13 protein-coding genes are annotated in these 16,393 nt (G+C 68.0%); 7 read left to right on the top strand and 6 right to left on the bottom strand.

What is annotated here, in order from left to right:
• A partial coding sequence (locus tag AB0C30_RS41470; RefSeq protein WP_357954433.1) for an endo-1,4-beta-xylanase occupies nt 1–740 on the top strand: 740 nt, incomplete at its 5' end.
• 33 nt (nt 741–773) lie between these two features.
• Nucleotides 774–2,201 (top strand): non-reducing end alpha-L-arabinofuranosidase family hydrolase, encoded by a 1,428-nt coding sequence (locus AB0C30_RS41475; protein ID WP_357954435.1) that lies wholly within the window; start codon nt 774–776, stop codon nt 2,199–2,201.
• A 107-nt stretch (nt 2,202–2,308) separates the two neighbouring features.
• Here the strand turns inward: AB0C30_RS41475 and AB0C30_RS41480 are convergent, their stop codons facing one another.
• Nucleotides 2,309–4,282, bottom strand: a complete 1,974-nt coding sequence (locus AB0C30_RS41480) for a right-handed parallel beta-helix repeat-containing protein (RefSeq protein ID WP_357954437.1) — start codon at nt 4,280–4,282, stop codon at nt 2,309–2,311.
• 565 nt (nt 4,283–4,847) lie between these two features.
• On the opposite strand from AB0C30_RS41480, the gene AB0C30_RS41485 reads away from it, so the two are divergent.
• The 3 genes from AB0C30_RS41485 (at nt 4,848) to AB0C30_RS41495 (ending at nt 10,400) form a co-directional block, all read left to right on the top strand.
• Nucleotides 4,848–4,973, top strand: coding sequence for a hypothetical protein (locus AB0C30_RS41485; RefSeq protein WP_357954439.1), 126 nt, complete (start codon nt 4,848–4,850; stop codon nt 4,971–4,973).
• A gap of 424 nt (nt 4,974–5,397) precedes the next feature.
• Nucleotides 5,398–6,564: a hypothetical protein gene (locus tag AB0C30_RS41490; protein ID WP_357954441.1), complete on the top strand. Its 1,167-nt coding sequence runs from the start codon at nt 5,398–5,400 to the stop codon at nt 6,562–6,564.
• 353 nt (nt 6,565–6,917) lie between these two features.
• Complete coding sequence (locus tag AB0C30_RS41495) at nt 6,918–10,400, top strand: WD40 repeat domain-containing serine/threonine-protein kinase (protein WP_357954443.1); 3,483 nt, start codon at nt 6,918–6,920, stop codon at nt 10,398–10,400.
• Between the two features lie 73 nt (nt 10,401–10,473).
• Here AB0C30_RS41495 and AB0C30_RS41500 read toward each other — a convergent pair whose 3' ends face one another.
• From AB0C30_RS41500 to AB0C30_RS41510, 3 genes are all read right to left on the bottom strand, one after another.
• Nucleotides 10,474–10,857 (bottom strand): hypothetical protein, encoded by a 384-nt coding sequence (locus tag AB0C30_RS41500; protein ID WP_357954445.1) that lies wholly within the window; start codon nt 10,855–10,857, stop codon nt 10,474–10,476.
• A gap of 118 nt (nt 10,858–10,975) precedes the next feature.
• A complete protein-coding gene (locus tag AB0C30_RS41505; protein WP_357954447.1) occupies nt 10,976–11,305 on the bottom strand; it encodes a hypothetical protein in 330 nt (109 codons plus the stop codon).
• A gap of 78 nt (nt 11,306–11,383) precedes the next feature.
• Nucleotides 11,384–11,977, bottom strand: a complete 594-nt coding sequence (locus AB0C30_RS41510) for a TetR/AcrR family transcriptional regulator (RefSeq protein WP_357954449.1) — start codon at nt 11,975–11,977, stop codon at nt 11,384–11,386.
• A 119-nt stretch (nt 11,978–12,096) separates the two neighbouring features.
• Here AB0C30_RS41510 and AB0C30_RS41515 point away from each other — a divergent pair, with 119 nt between their 5' ends.
• Together AB0C30_RS41515 and AB0C30_RS41520 are read left to right on the top strand one after the other, a co-directional pair.
• The gene (locus AB0C30_RS41515) at nt 12,097–12,567 is read left to right on the top strand and encodes a hypothetical protein (RefSeq protein WP_357954451.1); all 471 of its coding nucleotides are present in this window, start codon (nt 12,097–12,099) and stop codon (nt 12,565–12,567) included.
• Nucleotides 12,568–14,271 (top strand): MMPL family transporter, encoded by a 1,704-nt coding sequence (locus tag AB0C30_RS41520; RefSeq protein WP_357954453.1) that lies wholly within the window; start codon nt 12,568–12,570, stop codon nt 14,269–14,271.
• On the opposite strand, the gene AB0C30_RS41525 is transcribed toward AB0C30_RS41520, so the two are convergent.
• Both AB0C30_RS41525 and AB0C30_RS41530 read right to left on the bottom strand, forming a co-directional pair.
• On the bottom strand, nt 14,240–14,965 hold the full coding sequence (locus AB0C30_RS41525; protein ID WP_357954455.1) for an ATP-binding protein: 726 nt from the start codon (nt 14,963–14,965) through the stop codon (nt 14,240–14,242). The two genes, AB0C30_RS41520 and AB0C30_RS41525, sit on opposite strands and share 32 nt — an antisense overlap.
• Before the next feature lie 807 nt (nt 14,966–15,772).
• Nucleotides 15,773–16,333 carry a GNAT family protein gene (locus AB0C30_RS41530; protein WP_357954458.1) on the bottom strand — a complete coding sequence of 187 codons (561 nt, stop codon included), beginning with the start codon at nt 16,331–16,333 and terminating at the stop codon, nt 15,773–15,775.
• Nucleotides 16,334–16,393: the final 60 nt, after the last annotated feature.

Consider the following 16,393-nt stretch of genomic DNA (forward strand, 5'->3'; position numbering starts at 1 on the left):
CCTGGGCCAAGACGCAGGGCGTCTACAACATGGTCAAGGACTTCAAGGCCCGCGGCGTGCCGATCGACTGCGTCGGCCTGCAGTCGCACTTCAACAGCGGCAGCCCGTACAACAGCAACTACCGCACCACCATCTCCAGCTTCGCCGCCCTCGGGGTGGACGTGCAGATCACCGAGCTGGACATCCAGGGCGCCTCTCCGCAGACCTACGCCGCCGTGGTGAACGACTGCCTGGCGGTGGCCCGTTGCGCCGGCATCACGGTGTGGGGGGTACGCGACCAGGACTCGTGGCGGTCGGGTGACACCCCGCTGCTGTTCAGCGGCGGCAACAAGAAGCCCGCCTACGACGCGGTCCTCAACGCCCTCAACTCCGCCTCGCCGGACCCCGACCCCACTCCGACACCGACCCCGACGCCGACGCCCACCCCGACTCCGACACCGGTCCCGGACGGGTGCGCGGCGACGATCACGACGACCAACAGCTGGCAGGGCGGCTTCCAGTCGACGGTGACCGTCCAGGCGGGCGGCGCGGCGATCAGCGCATGGACCGTGCGGTGGACCTGGCCCGGCGGGCAGAGCATCAGCAGCCTGTGGAACGGCCAGCAGAGCGTGTCCGGCTCCAGCGTCACCGTACGCAACGCCGCCTACAACGGCTCCATCGCCGCCGGCGGCTCCACGACCTTCGGGTTCACCGCGAACGGCACCGCGGCCACCCCGACCGCCACCTGCACCAGCCCCTGACAGAGGCCGGACATGATGATGAGGAGAATACTGATGCGTCTGCCCTGGCCAGCGCACCCCTCCGCCGTCACGGCCGCGGCGCCGCCCCGGCGGGTCTCGCGCCGCGGCCTGGTGATCGGCGCCATCGCGGTCCTGCTGGCCGGAGCCGGCCTGCTGATCACACAGCCCGCCCAGGCCGCCGTGGCCTGCCGGGTCGACTACACGATCAGTTCGAGCTGGCAGGGTGGCTTCGGTGCCGGCGTCACCATCAACAACCTCGGTGACGCGGTCGACGGCTGGCGGCTGACCTGGTCCTTCGGCGCCGGCCAGCAGATCACCCAGATCTGGAACGCCACCCAGACCCAGTCCGGCTCGTCGGTGACCGCCACCAACGTCTCCTACAACGCCTCCATCCCCTCCGGCGGCAGCACCACCTTCGGGTTCAACGGCTCGTGGAACGGCAGCAACCCGGTGCCCACGTCGTTCGCTCTGAACGGCGTGACCTGCGGCAACCCCGGCACCCCCACGCCCACCCCCACACCGACTCCGACGCCCACACCGACGCCGACCGGCACGTGCGCTCTTCCATCGACGTACCGCTGGACATCGACGGGCCCGCTGGCGACCCCGAAGTCGGGATGGGTCTCGCTCAAGGACTTCACCAACGTCGTCTACAACGGCAGGCATCTCGTCTATGCGACGACGCACGACACGGGGACGAGGTGGGGTTCGATGAACTTCGGCCTCTTCAGCAACTGGTCCGACATGGCCTCGGCCGGCCAGAACACGATGTCCATTTCCACTGTCGCGCCGACGCTCTTCTACTTCGCCCCGAAGAACATCTGGGTGCTCGCCTACCAGTGGGGTGGGACCGCCTTCTCCTACCGGACCTCCAGCGACCCCACCAATCCGAATGGCTGGTCAGCGCAGCAGGTGCTCTTCTCCGGCAGCATCTCCGGCTCCAGCACAGGACCCATCGACCAGACACTCATCGGTGACAGCACCAACATGTACCTGTTCTTCGCCGGCGACAACGGCAAGATCTACCGGGCCAGCATGCCCATCGGAAATTTCCCGGGCAGTTTCGGCGCGACCTCGACGACGATCATGAGCGACACGACGAACAACCTGTTCGAAGCCGTTCAGGTCTACCAGCTCCAAGGCCAGAACCGATACCTCATGCTCGTCGAGGCGATCGGCGCGCAGGGTCGCTACTTCCGCTCGTTCACGGCCACCAGCCTGGGCGGTACGTGGACACCGCAGGCCGCGACCGAGGGCAATCCCTTCGCCGGCAAGGCCAACAGCGGCGCCACCTGGACCAACGACATCAGCCACGGCGATCTGGTTCGCACCAACCCCGATCAGACCATGACCGTTGATCCCTGCAATCTGCAGTTGCTCTACCAGGGACGGGCCCCCAGCTCGGGCGGCGACTACGGTCTCCTGCCCTACCGGCCGGGTGTGCTGACACTGCAGCGCTAACGGCATGGCTTTCAGAGCGGCTGCGACGCGGGGTTCCGTGTCGCAGCCGCTCTTTCGCGCGTAGCGTGCCAGGAAGGCGGGCGAAGCGCCGTTACCGGGTCTTTTGCTCAAGCATTCCCGGGACGGATTGCCACATCATCGATCTGGAAAGCGGGCCCGGCGGTGCTCGCGTTCCAGACAAAGGTCCAGTCGACGCGGGTCGTGCCCGCGGGCGCGGTGAACGTGCCGGCCGCTTCGGTCCAGGCGGTCTTCTGGGCCAGGGAGATGGCGTCGGTACGCAGCACCGTGCCGGACTCGTCGCGCCACCGCACGTTCCACGTGACGGCGGGCATGGTCGCCACAGCCTCCCGATACCACAGCGACACGTGGTAGCTCGTACCGGCGACCACACCGCTGTAGCCGGGGAAGTTGTCAAGCGCCACCGCGCTGCCGCCCGACTGGGTGCTGGTCATCTGCAGCGAGCCCGTGCCACCATGCGCGCCGCCGGTCTGGTGCGCGACGCTGGTCCCGTACCACGGGGAGTAGGGCGAGATCGTCGAGCCGGACTCGAAGTCCTGCTCGGTGATCGCCGGCGGGACGGGCGTGCCGCCGTCGAACGTGCTGCCGGCGTCCTGGCCGTACTGGGGGCCGACCCACTGGCCGGGCGCGATGCGGGTGCCCATGTCGGTGACCCTGAACTGCCACGGTCCTGTGTAGGTGTTGTCGTGCCAGGAGTTGTTCGACCCGTGGACGATCGACTGCTGGATCACGGCGCCCTTGTACGGGGACCAGTCCGGGTACGTGCCCCAGTTGGACAGCAGGGCCATGTGCCCGCAGTACTGCGTCGGGCAGCCGCCGTTGACGGCACTGGGGTTGAAGGCGAACGTGTTGTGGTGGACGTCGACGTTCTTCGTCCACCAGCGGCAGTTGGTGTAGAGCGGCTCGCCGGCGATGGCGGGAGCCGAGCACTGTGAGGTGTTGGTCGGCCCGACGATCAGCGTGCAGTCGCGGGTCGTCGAGGCGGGGCTGTTGCAGAACCGGTCGGCGTTCGCCCACGCGGTGATCCCGCCCCAGTTGTTCTCGAGCCGGTTGCCAGTGATCTCGATCTTGCTGGTCCGCGCCTTCAAGCGGGGCTCACCATCCGCCTCGGACAGGTAGATCGCCGCTTCGGGGAACGGGTCGCCCTTCGTTGCCCGCTCGGCACCGGAGGCCCAGGCGTTGCCGCGGATGGTGTTGTTGCGGATCACGGCGTTGTAGCTGATCTCGTAGAAGATCGCGAGCGAGTCGTTGGCCTCGATGAGGTTGTTCTCGATGAGGAAGTCGTTGTTGTTGGTGTCCGCCCAGACCCCCGGCCCGTGGTTGCCGTGGACCCAGTTGCCGGTCACGTCGGCGCCGTTGACCGCCCAGAACTTCATGCCACCGGTACATCCGCACCCGGGCTCCTGGTGCTCCCAGTCCTCGGTGTTGTTGCCGGTGAACTCGTTGTCCGCCACAACCAGGCCGGTGATGGTGTTGCCCTCTTTGTACGCGTTCAGGCCGTACTGTCCGTTGTCCTTGAGGCAGTTGCCACGGATCTGGTTCGTGGCTCCGGCCATCAGCCCCGCGCCGGAGTTGTCGCGGATCGTGTTGTGCTCCACGATCCAGCCGTCGCCGGAGTCGTGATTGACCACACCCTGATCGCGCGGCGCGACGAACCCGGTGATGGTCAGGTACCGGATCGTGACGCCGGTCGCCTGCTGGGTGAACGCGTACCGGTTCAGCCGCTGCCCGTCCAGCACCGCGCCGGGCGCGCCGATGAACGTCGCGCCGTTGCCGGGCATGATCTGGGAGTACTGGTCGGTGCCCAGCGTGTGCGTGCCGGTCTGGAAGTAGTACGTGGTGTTCGCCTTGCGTAAGTCCACGCCGCTGTTGTCACCCGCAGGGACCACGACCGCGCCGGCGGGCGGTGTGGTCGGACCGTTCAGCGACGAGCTGCCGCAGACCGCTGCCGTCGCCGTCGTCGAATTCGTTGCCTTGACGACCGCGTCGCCACTCGCCGGCGTCGCGCCGCCCATGACAACCGTGGCGAGGGCCATCAGCGCCAGTGGCCAGGTTCTTCGCATTCCTGTTCTCCTCTGGATTTCGGCCAGCCTTAACTCCATTTGACTGCTGGCCGTCGCCACTGTAGCCAGCTCGCGCCTACCCCTCAGATCGAACTCTGAAAATGGCCTGCGGGCCGATGTCGGCGTCCTGTGGATCAAGGACAGCGATAGACATCACGTCCCTGAGATGTCCTCCTCCCGTGGCGCACACATCCGCAGGTCTGGCGTGGATGAGGGACAGCAGGGACAGGGGAGACCGAGGTCTTCGGCTTCCGGCCGTATCCGCAACTTCCGGGACCTGACCTTCCACCGGCCGAACGCCCCAACTGGCCTCATGGCCGGTTCTACCCGTATCTCGGCTGGACCCGGGGCCGGCCTGCGCCCCGTCCCCATGCCGGTCCCCTCAACGAATCCTCAACAAGTTCTCAACACCGTCCGGCGCACCATGTGGATCGCCAGCTGGTCAACAGGACAAAGAGGGCAACATGCGATTCGGGACCAAGGCGGTTGGCATGCTGGTTACGACCGGCGCGATCATGGCGGCGACACTCGTGAACGGGCCGGCCGCGTCGGCTCTCCATGTGCCGTGTACGACGACTCCATCTCCAACGTGGACGGCGGCTACGGCGTGATGAAGGGCTCCTACAACCTCAAGAAGGGGCCCTACATGGACCGGTGCGGGAACGTGACCAGGCTCGGCAGGGGCAGGTGATCTACTTCCACTGCAACCTCGGGCCGAGAGCAGCGGCGACCCTTTTCTCACTGGTCCTGGCAGCAAGCCTCGTTTCCAGTTCAGCGACCGGCGAACAGCGCGGGCCGGAAGCAGACACCGGTCGGGGGCTTCGGAGACTACTTCTCCACGCTCGGCGACACTGCCGCGTTCATCGAGTGGCGTTGAAAATCGAGTGGCGTTGAAAATCGAGTGGCGTTGAAAGAGAGTGCCCCCGGCGGGGACTCCGGATCAAGGATGCCCATCTATTGGCGCCCGATACGTTCTGTTTTTATGGAGGACTCGCGTGAATCGGCCCAGGCGCGTAATCGTGGCAGTGGTGGCCGCAGGTCTTCTCACCTCCTGCGGAGGAGGTGCGGGAAGCGATGATTCGGGAAAGTCGCACGGGCCCCGGACCGGCACGCCGATGCCGTCCTCGTCCGCCTCTCCTGAGCGTGTCGCGCCGAAGACACAGCTGTCGGTGCCCAGCCTCTATGACACCTCCCGCGGCTGGGAGTCGGACCTGCCGGGGGACCAGCTCACCCTGCCGCACTCCGGGGCGGTCGCCGTCTTCCGGCAGGGCGGCAAGAACGACGGCACCTTCACCGTGCTCGATGTGACCAGCGGCCAAAGTCTGTGGAAGAGCGAGGTGAAGGGCCCCGGCCTGATGTCAGCGTTCTCGGTCACCGTGCGGGGAATGGACTACCTGGTCGCCTCCGCGTCCGGCTTTCAGGGCGCGGACGTGGTCAGCAAGGGCCGGCAGGTCACGACGATCGACATCTTCCCGGCCCGTGCCGCTGGAGACGGCGTCAAACCGGCTCACCATCTCGAACTGGACGGCGAGGGTGCGGTCACCAACGGCGGTGGCGGACTGCTGGTGCGGCTGGACAACGACGTGGTGGTGACCGTGGATCCGGCCACCGGCGCGACGAAGACGTACGACCTGAGGAAGATGAAACCCCCAGCCAGCGAGTGCAAGCTGTGTTTCGGCTCGACCAAGGCCGTAGCGGTCACCCCTCGCGGGCCGCTGCTGGCTACCAACACCCAGCCCCGCCGCCACTACTGGGTGCCGGGAGCCTGGTCAGGCGGAACTCTCACCACCAACAGCGACCACAAGCTCTTCATCGCCCCGGTCAAGGACTCCCTCGTCGCGCAGTGGCGCGATGAAGGCGTGCCCAACGACACGTGGGCCGTCCTGGACCCCGCCACGGGAAAGGCTCGCGCCAAGGTCGACTGCGCGCCGGATCAGGGCGTGACGGCCGACGACTCCAAGGGGGCCTCCCTGTCTGCCGACGGCCGCTATCTCGTCCGCAGCCACACGGCCTTCGACTTGGACAAAGGCACCGGCCACTGCTTCGAGGAGACCGACCGCGACAAGCCGGTCCATCTGACCGGTGTGACCGATGACGGCGTCGCCTTCGGCATCGGCGCCTCGACTGCCGACCAGGCCGACCCGCGGGTCACCATCGACCTCGCCACAGGCCAGGTCCAGCTCGGCAACTACGTCGTGGCTCCCTTCGGCGACTACTCCGGATACGGTCTGTTCTGGGAAGACTCCACAAACACCATGGTCGCCTATCCACACGCCAAGTGACCTCACGCGTAGGAGCCCGGTCCGCTCAGTGGTGCGGGCGGCCCCAGCGAGGGCACGGCTCGTGCCCGGCACAGGTGATCCGCCGTCGGCGCACGCGAAGGAGCTCCTGCATCGCACTCGGCCGCTGCATCTGTTCCGCTGGGCGGCGTTCGCTCTGGTGCTTGTCGGCGGACCGCTCGACATGCTCGCCGCATGACTCGTCGCGCCCTGGCCGACCCCGCGTACGCTCTCGGCGTGCTTGGGCTCCACGCCGGTGTTCAGCACCTGGTTGATGTCCTTGATCTTCAGCCCATCCGGAGTTTCCCGAAATGGCACGCTCAATAGCTCCTCTCACCCCATCCGACCCGCGGCGTTTGGGTCGTTACTGGCTGGCCGGCCGGCTGGGCGCGGGTGGCCAAGGCGTCGTCTACGAGGGCTACGGGGAGGCGGGAGAGCGGGTCGCGATCAAGGTCCCCCGGTACGACAGCGCCGAATCACGCGCCAGACTCGCGAAGGAGGCGGCGGCGGCCCAGCAGGTGGCCTCGTTCTGCACCGCCAAGGTGATCGAGGCACAGGTCAATTCAGCGCCGCTGTACATCGTCAGCGAGTTCGTGCCAGGGCCGAGCCTGCGGCGGGTGGTGGCGGAGTCGGGGTCGTACGAGAAGGACGCGCTGCGCCGGCTGGCGATCGGGGTGGCGACCGCGCTGACCGCCATCCACCAGTGCGGGATTGTGCATCGCGATCTCAAGCCGGACAACATCATCATGGGGCCGGACGGACCGCGCCTGATCGATTTCGGTGTGGCCCGTGAGGTGGGGCCGACGACGAGCGGGCCGATCATGGGCACGCCCGGATACATGCCGCCGGAGGTGTTCTCGGGGCGGGGCGCGAGCGAGGCGGCCGACCTGTGGGCGTGGGCGATGGTGGTGCTGTTCGCGGCCCGGGGCAAGGACGTGATTGAGGAGGGGGATCCGGCCGCCGTCATTGGGCGGGTGATGGAGTTCGAGCCGGACGTGTACGGCCTGCCTGAACCGCTGAACGCGCTGGTGGCCGCAGCGCTTGCCCGGGATCCCACGGAGCGGCCGGCCGCCGGGGAGGTGCTGCTGCGGCTGTTGGGCCATGGCGGTGAGGCGCCGCTCGGCCGCGGCGATGACCTGCTCGAACGCGGCCTTACACAGGCGGGTGCACTGACCGGACGGCCCGAGCCCGATCTGGGCGCGATCGCGGAGGAGCTCTACGGAGAGCTGACCGAGGCCGAGCGTGCGACCGCGCCCGAGGTGTTCCTGCGGATGATCGACGGCGACGAACTCCGGCCCGTCGGCAGGGACGAGCTGCCGGACTCGCAGGCCGTGGACGCGATGCTCACCGTGTTCGGCGCCGCGGGCCTGGTCACGCGGTCCGGCGCCGCGTACGAGCTGGCCACGCCCGGGCTCCTGCACGCCTGGCCCCGGCTGCGCGATTGGGTGGCGGGCAACCGCGAAGGGCTGCCCGTTCACCGGCGACTCGCCGAGGCGGCCGCGCTGTGGAATGAGCACGGCAGAAGACCGGCCGACCTGCTGCACGGCTCGGCACTCGACCGGACGCTGCAGTGGGCCGCCACCGCGCACAAGGACCTCACGCTGGGACGGCGCGAACGCGAGTTCCTCGACGAGGCGGTGAGCCTGGCCCGTACGAGGGCGAGGAGACGCCGTCTGGTCGCGGCGGCCCTGGCCGTACTGCTCGTGGTCGCGCTCGGCGGGCTCGGCACCGCGGAGTACCTGCGCAGGGAGTCGAGCCGCCAGCGCGACGACGCGCTGGCGCGGGAGCTCGCGCTGCGAGCCGCCGACCTGCGGCAGAGCGATCCTCAGGTCGCGAAGCTGCTGAGCGTGGCCGGCTGGCGGTTGAGCCCGGAGTTGCCCGAGACCCGCGGCGCGCTCTACGACTCGCTCTCTCAGACCGCGACCTCCGTCTTCCTCGACCCCGACTACACGGCCGCGACCGTGCAGAACCTCAGCCAGGACGGCCGTGTGCTCGTGTCCGTGGACGGCGGGACGGCCAGGATCTGGGATGTCACCGGCCAACGGCGGATCGGCGTGCTGTCCGGGGTGAGCGCGGGGGTGTTCCAAGCCGCGCTCGCCCCCGATGGGCGCACCCTGGCCCTCCTCGACCAGGAGGGGGTACGGCTGTGGGACACGCGCACCGGAAGACCGCTCGGCGCCCCCATCGCCCGTCAAGGCAGGCGATCGGGCGGCGGCACACTGAGCTTCGACGGCTCCGGGCGCTACCTCGCCATCCCCTGGGGAGCGAAGGCCCTGCCCGAATGGTGGGACGTCGCCAAGCGTAAGCGGCTCACCGCTCCCTCGGGAGCCGCGCTCAACGCGATCAGCCGCGACGGCCGCTTCGGCTACGTGGTGAAGGGCTATAACGCGGAGTTGTGGGACCTGCGCCGGGGCAAGAGGACGCCGATCCCGCCCGAGCGGGACAAGGGCGTCATCAACCAGACCACCTTCAGCGACGACGGCAAGATGATGATGACCACGGAGCTGGTGAATTCGAGAGAGACGAGCAGGATCCGTATGTTCGAGCTGCCGTCCGGCGAGGGGGTGATGGGCCAGGAGGGCGGGGCGGGCCCGGGGGGCGGGGTGGGCCCGGAGGCCGGGTTCGTCTTCGGCGACGCATTCATCGCCAACTGGGGCGGCCGGGAGCGACTGACCTTGCAGCGGCGCTCCACCCCTAACACGGTGGACAGCCAGGCCATGCCCAGCTTCTTTGACTCGGTGTACAGCCAGGCCATGCCCGCCTTCGTCGGCGGGCTCCGTTTCGACCTCGCCGACCGGGCCGTCCGCTATCTGGACGAACATGGCGCCGTCCACACCGAGGACGTCTCGATGGTGTTCGACCGGCCGATCGGCGGCGGCAGCGAGAGCGGGAACGTACGGCTGGCCCCCTCCGCGCACGTGCTGGCCGCGATCTGGGGGGACCGGATAGAGGCCAGGGACACGGCGACGGGCCGCGCTTTGCTGAAACTGATCAGCCGGTCGGGCGGTGGCGGCGCGACCGCTTTCAGCCCCGACGGCCGCCGGCTCGCCCTGGCCGCCGACGACACAGTCCACATTGTGGATCTGCCCGGGTATAAGGTGTCGGCCCGGCTCAAGCTGGGGGGCGGTGTCGAGCAGGGCGCCCAAGCGCTGGCGTTCAGTCCGGACGGACGCACGCTGGCCGTGTCGCGCTCTGGGGAGCGCGGTCGCGTCGAACTGTGGGACCTCGAACGCGGATCTCGACGAGCGGAGACCGGGACAGGCGTGAAAGACCTCGCCTTCCGCCCCGACGGACGGCTGCTCGTGACCGGAAACCCGCTCCAGCTCATCGATCCGGAGAAGGGCGCCACCCTGCCTCCCGAACAGGGCACCGGGCAGCTCGCCGGCGCCTTCGCCTTCAGCCCGGACGGCCGGCAGGTGGCCTTCTCCGGGCCCGGCCGGCTCACTCTGTGGGACGGCGACGTCAGGACCAGAATCGCCGAGTTCCCCGCGGTGCCGGGCAGCGAGGTCACCATGCTGGCCTGGTCGCCTGATGGGCGCACGATCGCGACGTACGAGAAGGGCTTGCGCGTACGTCTCTGGGACGTGCCGAGCCGGCGACCGCTGGGCGTCGTCTTCGACGGCAAGCAGGCGGCGGACGGCGCCGACGGCGGGTGGGTGGCATTCTCCGCGGACGGCACGAAACTCCACACCGCCGCCCCCGACGGCACGATCCGTGTGTTCGACGTGGACGAGCGGCACGTGGCCGCGACCCTGTGCGTGCGCGCCGGTCGTACGCTCACCGCCAGTGAATGGTCCCGCCACCTGCCTGGCATCGAACCATTCACGATGTGCCCCTAGCCAGTAGGGCCTTGGTGAGCCCCTCCGCTCTGTTTCCACGACCTTGGATCGAGACGGACGCGCCAGCGCAAAGCTAGCCGAAGGCCCTTCGGGGTACTGCGGCGCTCACCGTGGTGCCATTTCCTGGTACGCCATTGACGGTGAGGCGGCCGCCTATTCCCGCGAGCTCGTCCCGTCTGCCGCTCAGGCTGGCCCCATATGCCTTGGCCGACGTGCCGAGGCCGTCATCGCTGATGGTCAAGCGCAGCCCGCCGGGAGCCACGGTGAGGGCGATGGAGACGGTACGGGCCCGTGCCTGCCGTTCCACTTCCTGCAGAACGTCACGGATCGTGCCATGGACGATCTCGGTGATGAGGGCGGGAAGCGGTTGTTCCGGCAGAGCCCATATCTCCACGGTGATCCCGGTCTGCAGCGACCACTCCGCCAGGTGATCTTCCAGGGCGTGTGAGGTGGCCATGCGACTGCCTGATTCAGAGCTATTGATCATCTGCTTCTTCCACTTCTGGGCAATAAGTCGAGTACGCCTGATCAGGCCCGTCCGGCGGGCGGTCGCGGGCTGCTCTGCGCGATTCGACCTAGCGGACCATCTTGAGCCCGGTGTGCCAGACGTACCCGTGTCCCCCGCCGCCCAGGTTCCAGACTTCGGTCCACTTCCAGGTGGGCTTGTTGTCCCAGCAGTAGCCGTGGAACTTGGTGCCCTTCTTGGCCACCCGGTAGCCGGAGCTGAGGCTCTGGCGCTTGTGCACCTTGACCGCCCACTTCGCCTGGACGACGCAGGGCCACAGAGCGGCCGAGGCCTTGGTGGCGCCTTCGGTGGCGCTGGTGGCGTGCGCTGAGGAGACCAGCACGCCGGAGGTGAGCGCGGTCGCCACGGCCAGCGTGGCGATCTTTCCTACGGATCTCATGTCCGGAAATGTAGGTTTACAGGTGTTGAGGATTTGTTGAGAATCCGTCGAGTAGTCACAGAACCCAGGAAACGGCCCTTAGCTCAGGTAGCTCACGAGCATGTGCTTGAGCTCGTCCACGAGCTCGGCGCTGCGCTCGGGCGACCCGGTGGTGATCATAGGCATCACCGCCTTCACCATCGACAACACCATCGTGCCCATGAGCAGGGCCCGGTGCTCGGACAGTCCCGGCCGCAGGCGGCGCAGCATGCCCGCGATCTGCCCGGCGATGTCCTCGTGCAGCCGCTGCGAGGCCCCGGCGAACCTGTCGCCCGTGGCCGAGCCGTAGAGCAGCGACCAGTATGCCGGTGAGCGGCTCTTGAACCGCACGCTCTCGTCCACGAGCTGCCCCACCAGCACCTCCAGCGGGACGTCCGGGGTGACCTCGGCCAGCCTGGCGGCCCAGAACTCCTGGCGGTCGTCGGTGTAGCGGGACACCAGCCCGTCCAGGATCTCCTCCTTGTTGCGGAAGAACTGATACAGCGAGCCCGGCGACATCCCCGCCCGCGCGGCGACCTGGTTCGTCGTCATGTCCGGGTACCCGACCTCGGCGATCACCAGTTCGGCGGCGTCGAGGATCTCCGCCATGCGCTTCAGACCCCGCGCCTGTCGGCGGACCGTGCGTTCAGCCATGCGGCACCTCGTTGACAAATACGAGCATTTACTTGTATTTCTGGTTCAGGACAGCAAACACGAGTAGTTTACCGAGTTTTGATCGGAGACCCCATGCGAACCTCCCTGAGACCCACGCGATGACGGTCAGCGCGCGGCTCCGCCCCGTCCACGCGGCCACCGCGGAGCCGCCGCTGCGCAGGCTCGGCTACTTTCTGGTACGCCGCCGCCGGCTCGTCCTGACGCTGGCCCTGCTCGGCCTGATCGCGGCCGGAGTGCTCGCCGCGGGCGCGGTGCCCCGGCTGTCGCTGGCCAGGTTCGAAGCCCCGGGCTCGGAGTCCGACCGGGCGCAGGCCGAGCTGGTCGAGCGGTTCGACACCGGCAACCCCGACATGATCTTCCTGGTGACCGCCAAGAGCGGGACGGTGGACGATCCGGCGGTCGAGGCCGCGGGCAGGGAGCTGACCGCCCGGATCGGGGACGAGGCCGACGTCGCCGAGGCGGACTCGTACTGGACCCGCGGCAGACCCGCCACGATGCGCAGCGAGGATGGCAGGCACGCGCTCATCGTGGTCCGCATCCCGGGGGACGCCGACCACGTGCGGGCATAGGTGCTGCCCAGGCTCATCCCCGAGATCACCCGGGGCACCGACCTGCTGCAGGTGCGGGCCGGGGGAGGGGAGGAGGTCTTCCGTGAGACCGTGCCGCTGGCCAGGCAGGACTTCGTCCGGGCCGAGCTGGTCATCTTCCCGCTGGCGTTCGTGCTGCTCTGGCTCTACCAGCGGCGCGCGATGGCGGCCCTGGTGCCGATCCTGGCCGGCCTGTTCGCGATGATGATCGGGCTCGCACTGCTCCGTGGCGTCCTGACATTTACTGAAATTTCGACGTTCGCTCTGAATCTCACGCTGGCCATGGGGCTCGGCCTCGGCATCGACTACTGCCTCTTCGTGATCCAGCGCTTCCGCGAGGAGATGCGGGGCGGCAAGGACCGGGCGGCGGCCGTCGCGGGCGCGGTCGAGCACGCCGGCCGGACCGTGTTGTTCAGCGGCCTGACCGTGGCCACGTCACTGGCCGTGCTGTTCGCGTTGCCGTTCGACTTCCTGCGCTCTTTCGCGTACGCGGGCATCGCCGTCGTCATCGGCGGCCTGGTCGCGGCCGTGCTGGTGCTGCCCGCCGTACTCGCCTCCATCGGCGGCACGATGCTGCCCAGACGGGAGCGGCCGGAGCGGGCGGCGGGGTTCTGGCACGGGCTGGCCACTCGCGTGATGCGCCGGCCACTGGTGTTCGGCGGCCTGGCGACCGTGCTGCTGCTGGTGCTGGCCTCGCCCTTCCTGGGCCTGCGCTTCGGCGTGGCCGACGACCGCATCCTGCCCCTGGAGGCGTCCTCCCGGCAGACGCAGGAGGTCGTGCGTCAGTCGTTCCCCGCCGAGGAGACCGACGCCATCCAGCTGGTCTCGCGCAAGGCGGTGACGGCGGACGTCACGGCGTACGCGACGAGCCTGTCCCGGCTGCCCGGCGTGGCCCAGGTGGACTCTGCCGCCGGGTCGTTCGCCGGCGGGCAGCGGGTGGGTGACGGGGACCCGTCCAGGTTCCAGGGCGAGGGCACGTGGCTGTCGGTGGTCCCGTCGGCCGCGGCCCTGGCCGACGACCCCGTGCGGCTCGTCCAGGCCGTACGCGCGGTGCCGCCGCCCTTCGAGGTGCTGGTCGGCGGCTATCCCGCCGAGCTGTCCGACTACCGGGCCTCGGTAGTGGACCGGCTGCCGCTGGTGCTCGCGCTCATGCTGGGCGTGACATTCGTGGTCCTGTTCCTCATGACGCGCAGCCTGATCATCCCGATCAAGGCGACCCTGCTGAACGTCCTCAGCCTCGGCGTCATGTTCGGCGCCATCGTCTGGATCTTCCAGGACGGCAACCTGTCGGGTCTCCTCGGCTTCACCCCGACGGGCACGCTCGACCCCAGCATCCCCATCCTCATGCTCTGTGTGGCCTACGGCCTGTCGATGGACTACGAGGTGTTTCTGCTGTCGCGGATCAAGGAGGAGTACGACAGGACCGGGGACACCGAGCAGGCGGTGGCCGCCGGCCTGCAGCGGGGCGCTCCGCTGATCACCGCGGCCGGCGGCATTCTGGCGCTCACCTTCGCCGCGTACGCCACCGCGCAGGTGATGTTCGTGCAGATGCTGGGCGTCGGTATGGCGGTGGCCGTGCTGGTGGACGCGACCGTGATCAGGGCGGTGCTGGTGCCGAGCCTTATGCGCCTGGCCGGACCGCTCAACTGGTGGCCTAGAGGTCGCGCGTCCACCCCTGCTCGGTGACGGCGATCCCGTCCTCCAGTTGGAACCCGGAGGCGTTGCCGTGTGCAAGCGAGGGCCATCGGTCCGCGGCCCACTCCGGCCAGCCCAGCCACCCCGGTGGCGGGCCGGGGATGTCGCCGCCGCCGAGTTCGGCGGCATCTGGTGCCTGGAACTGCTTCCGCCATGTGTCGATGTCCGCCTCGCTCATCGGAAATGTCGTGTGCGGTGCGGTGACCTGGCGGTGTGCGATCCGGGCGCGTTGGACGTCCTTGTCGATAGGCAGGTAGATGACTTGGCAGACTGCCCCGGCCGATGTTGCCAGCCAGCGCAGTGCCGACCGTTCGTCGCGGCTCCAGAGCCCGAAGTCGAGCACGACGTTGGTGCCCAGCTGCAGCGCTTGCAGGGCTAGTGCGATGAGCCGTCCTTCCAGGATGTCGCGCTTGCCGTCGGGCTGCGACCCATCGAACAGGGAGATCATCCACTCGTCCGGGGTCAGCCGCAGCGCGCGGTGCGCCGCGGCGAGTTCTGCGGCCCGGGTGGTCTTCCCGGCGCCGGGGAGCCCGACCATCAGGAGAAGCTTGGCGGGTTCGGGCCGCACGTCATGGTCCGGCTTCGCTTTCGCGGTGGCTGCGGCCGGCTTGTCGGCGACGGTGAGGGATGCCTCGGACGTACGAGGGAAAGGATCTTGGTGCGTTGGATGGAACTGCTGCGACATGGATGTGCTCCCCGGATCACGCAGGACGATCCGGCAGCACAGCGAGACACGCGATTGGGCTGCCGGCGGGACACTGATCCGGCGGTACGCCCTGGCACTGACCCCAGCGGGGCAGGCAATGAGGCCGCGGTTTAGGCAACCGCGATACCGCCGCTAAGCAGCGGCGCGGATGTTCATAGCGGCGAAACAACCCATGCCGCCACCATAACCGACAGCATCAGCATGGTTGTCGACCGCGAGCCCGACTTCGCTAAGCGGTCGGTCTGGCCGGACCCCGGCGGGGCAGTTAGCTGGGCCGGATTCGCCCCGTAACTAGCCGGATTAAGAACGCAACTCTGTAACTCCAGAACTTAATCTGGAAGAGACTCCCGATGGACCCATTCGCAGCCCTGCTGGTCGCTGCGGTGTTCAACACCATCTGTAGGTCCATTCAAAGCTCCTTGAGTGGGGTTGGGGAGGCCCCGCCTGGAAGCCCTCCAGCCGTGAGAGATGGGGCCGCCCCGCCTCTCCTGAGGGAAGACGCCGTTGGCGAAGTAGATCGAATGGGAAAGGCCCCGTGATCACTAACGTGATCGCGGGGCCTTTCCCGTGTTAGGAGCTGTATGCCGAGCCAGCTTCACCGCTGAAAGCAACAGGATGAGAGCGGGGCTCGGGATGAGGATCAGGTCGGGGATCATCCCAAGCCTTTGATCTTGGCTGGCTGGCTGGCGGCGAACTGCGATCAACGACAAGCCCACGCGGTCCGCTGCCAATGCCGACCCTTGGTCGTTAATGCTGTGACCGGTAACCTTCACCGGCTGGTTGCACCTAGCAGCTGCGGTTGGCAGGGACTTCAAAGATGAGCCCGAGACCGAGTTGTTCGTCCCAGTCTTCTCCGACCTGGACGAATCCGAAGCCGGCGATCGTGGCCAGGGACGCCACGTTATCGGGGCTAATCGTCGCCCGTACGGTCTTGACCGCCGGTTCGTCCGCGGCCCGACGCAGCAACTCGATCAGGATGGCTCGGCCATACCCCTGGCGACGGAAGTCGGGAGCAACCGCGTATCCGATCTCTATCATGCCCGCCTCATCGGGCGGTCCGTGAAACCCGGCGTGACCGATGACGACACCTTCAGGCCCGGTTACCGCCTGCCGTACCATCCACTGTGCGTGGCCGGGATCGGCGGCCATCTGGTCGATCCGAAACCGCCACAGCTCCCGTGCCGTGTCTGTCACAAAGTACTCGGTCAGAGCGACCCCAGTCGTATTGCTGGCTGTGGGCAGATCCCCATCGAGCAGGGCGGACATCGCGGTGCTCGACAACTCGACAAAGCGCACATGCTTCGGACTGGTGGGGAGCGACATTTGGCGATCGGCTTCATCTGTCACCGTGCGGATGCTCGCAGAATGCCCGGCAGACGTCCAACGAATTTTGGAGTGATTGATCAA

Source organism: Nonomuraea sp. NPDC048901 (assembly GCF_040649695.1).
Classification (GTDB): Bacteria; Actinomycetota; Actinomycetes; order Streptosporangiales; family Streptosporangiaceae; genus Nonomuraea.

Excerpts from the sequence above, each read along its gene's own strand:
- AB0C30_RS41475 (WP_357954435.1), top strand. The coding sequence starts at position 774 with ATGCGTCTGCCCTGGCCAGCGCACCCCTCCGCCGTCACGGCCGCGGCG.
- AB0C30_RS41480 (WP_357954437.1), bottom strand. The coding sequence starts at position 4,282 with ATGCGAAGAACCTGGCCACTGGCGCTGATGGCCCTCGCCACGGTTGTC.
- AB0C30_RS41490 (WP_357954441.1), top strand. The coding sequence starts at position 5,398 with ATGCCGTCCTCGTCCGCCTCTCCTGAGCGTGTCGCGCCGAAGACACAG.
- AB0C30_RS41500 (WP_357954445.1), bottom strand. The coding sequence starts at position 10,857 with ATGGCCACCTCACACGCCCTGGAAGATCACCTGGCGGAGTGGTCGCTG.
- AB0C30_RS41505 (WP_357954447.1), bottom strand. The coding sequence starts at position 11,305 with ATGAGATCCGTAGGAAAGATCGCCACGCTGGCCGTGGCGACCGCGCTC.
- AB0C30_RS41510 (WP_357954449.1), bottom strand. The coding sequence starts at position 11,977 with ATGGCTGAACGCACGGTCCGCCGACAGGCGCGGGGTCTGAAGCGCATG.
- AB0C30_RS41515 (WP_357954451.1), top strand. The coding sequence starts at position 12,097 with ATGACGGTCAGCGCGCGGCTCCGCCCCGTCCACGCGGCCACCGCGGAG.
- AB0C30_RS41525 (WP_357954455.1), bottom strand. The coding sequence starts at position 14,965 with ATGTCGCAGCAGTTCCATCCAACGCACCAAGATCCTTTCCCTCGTACG.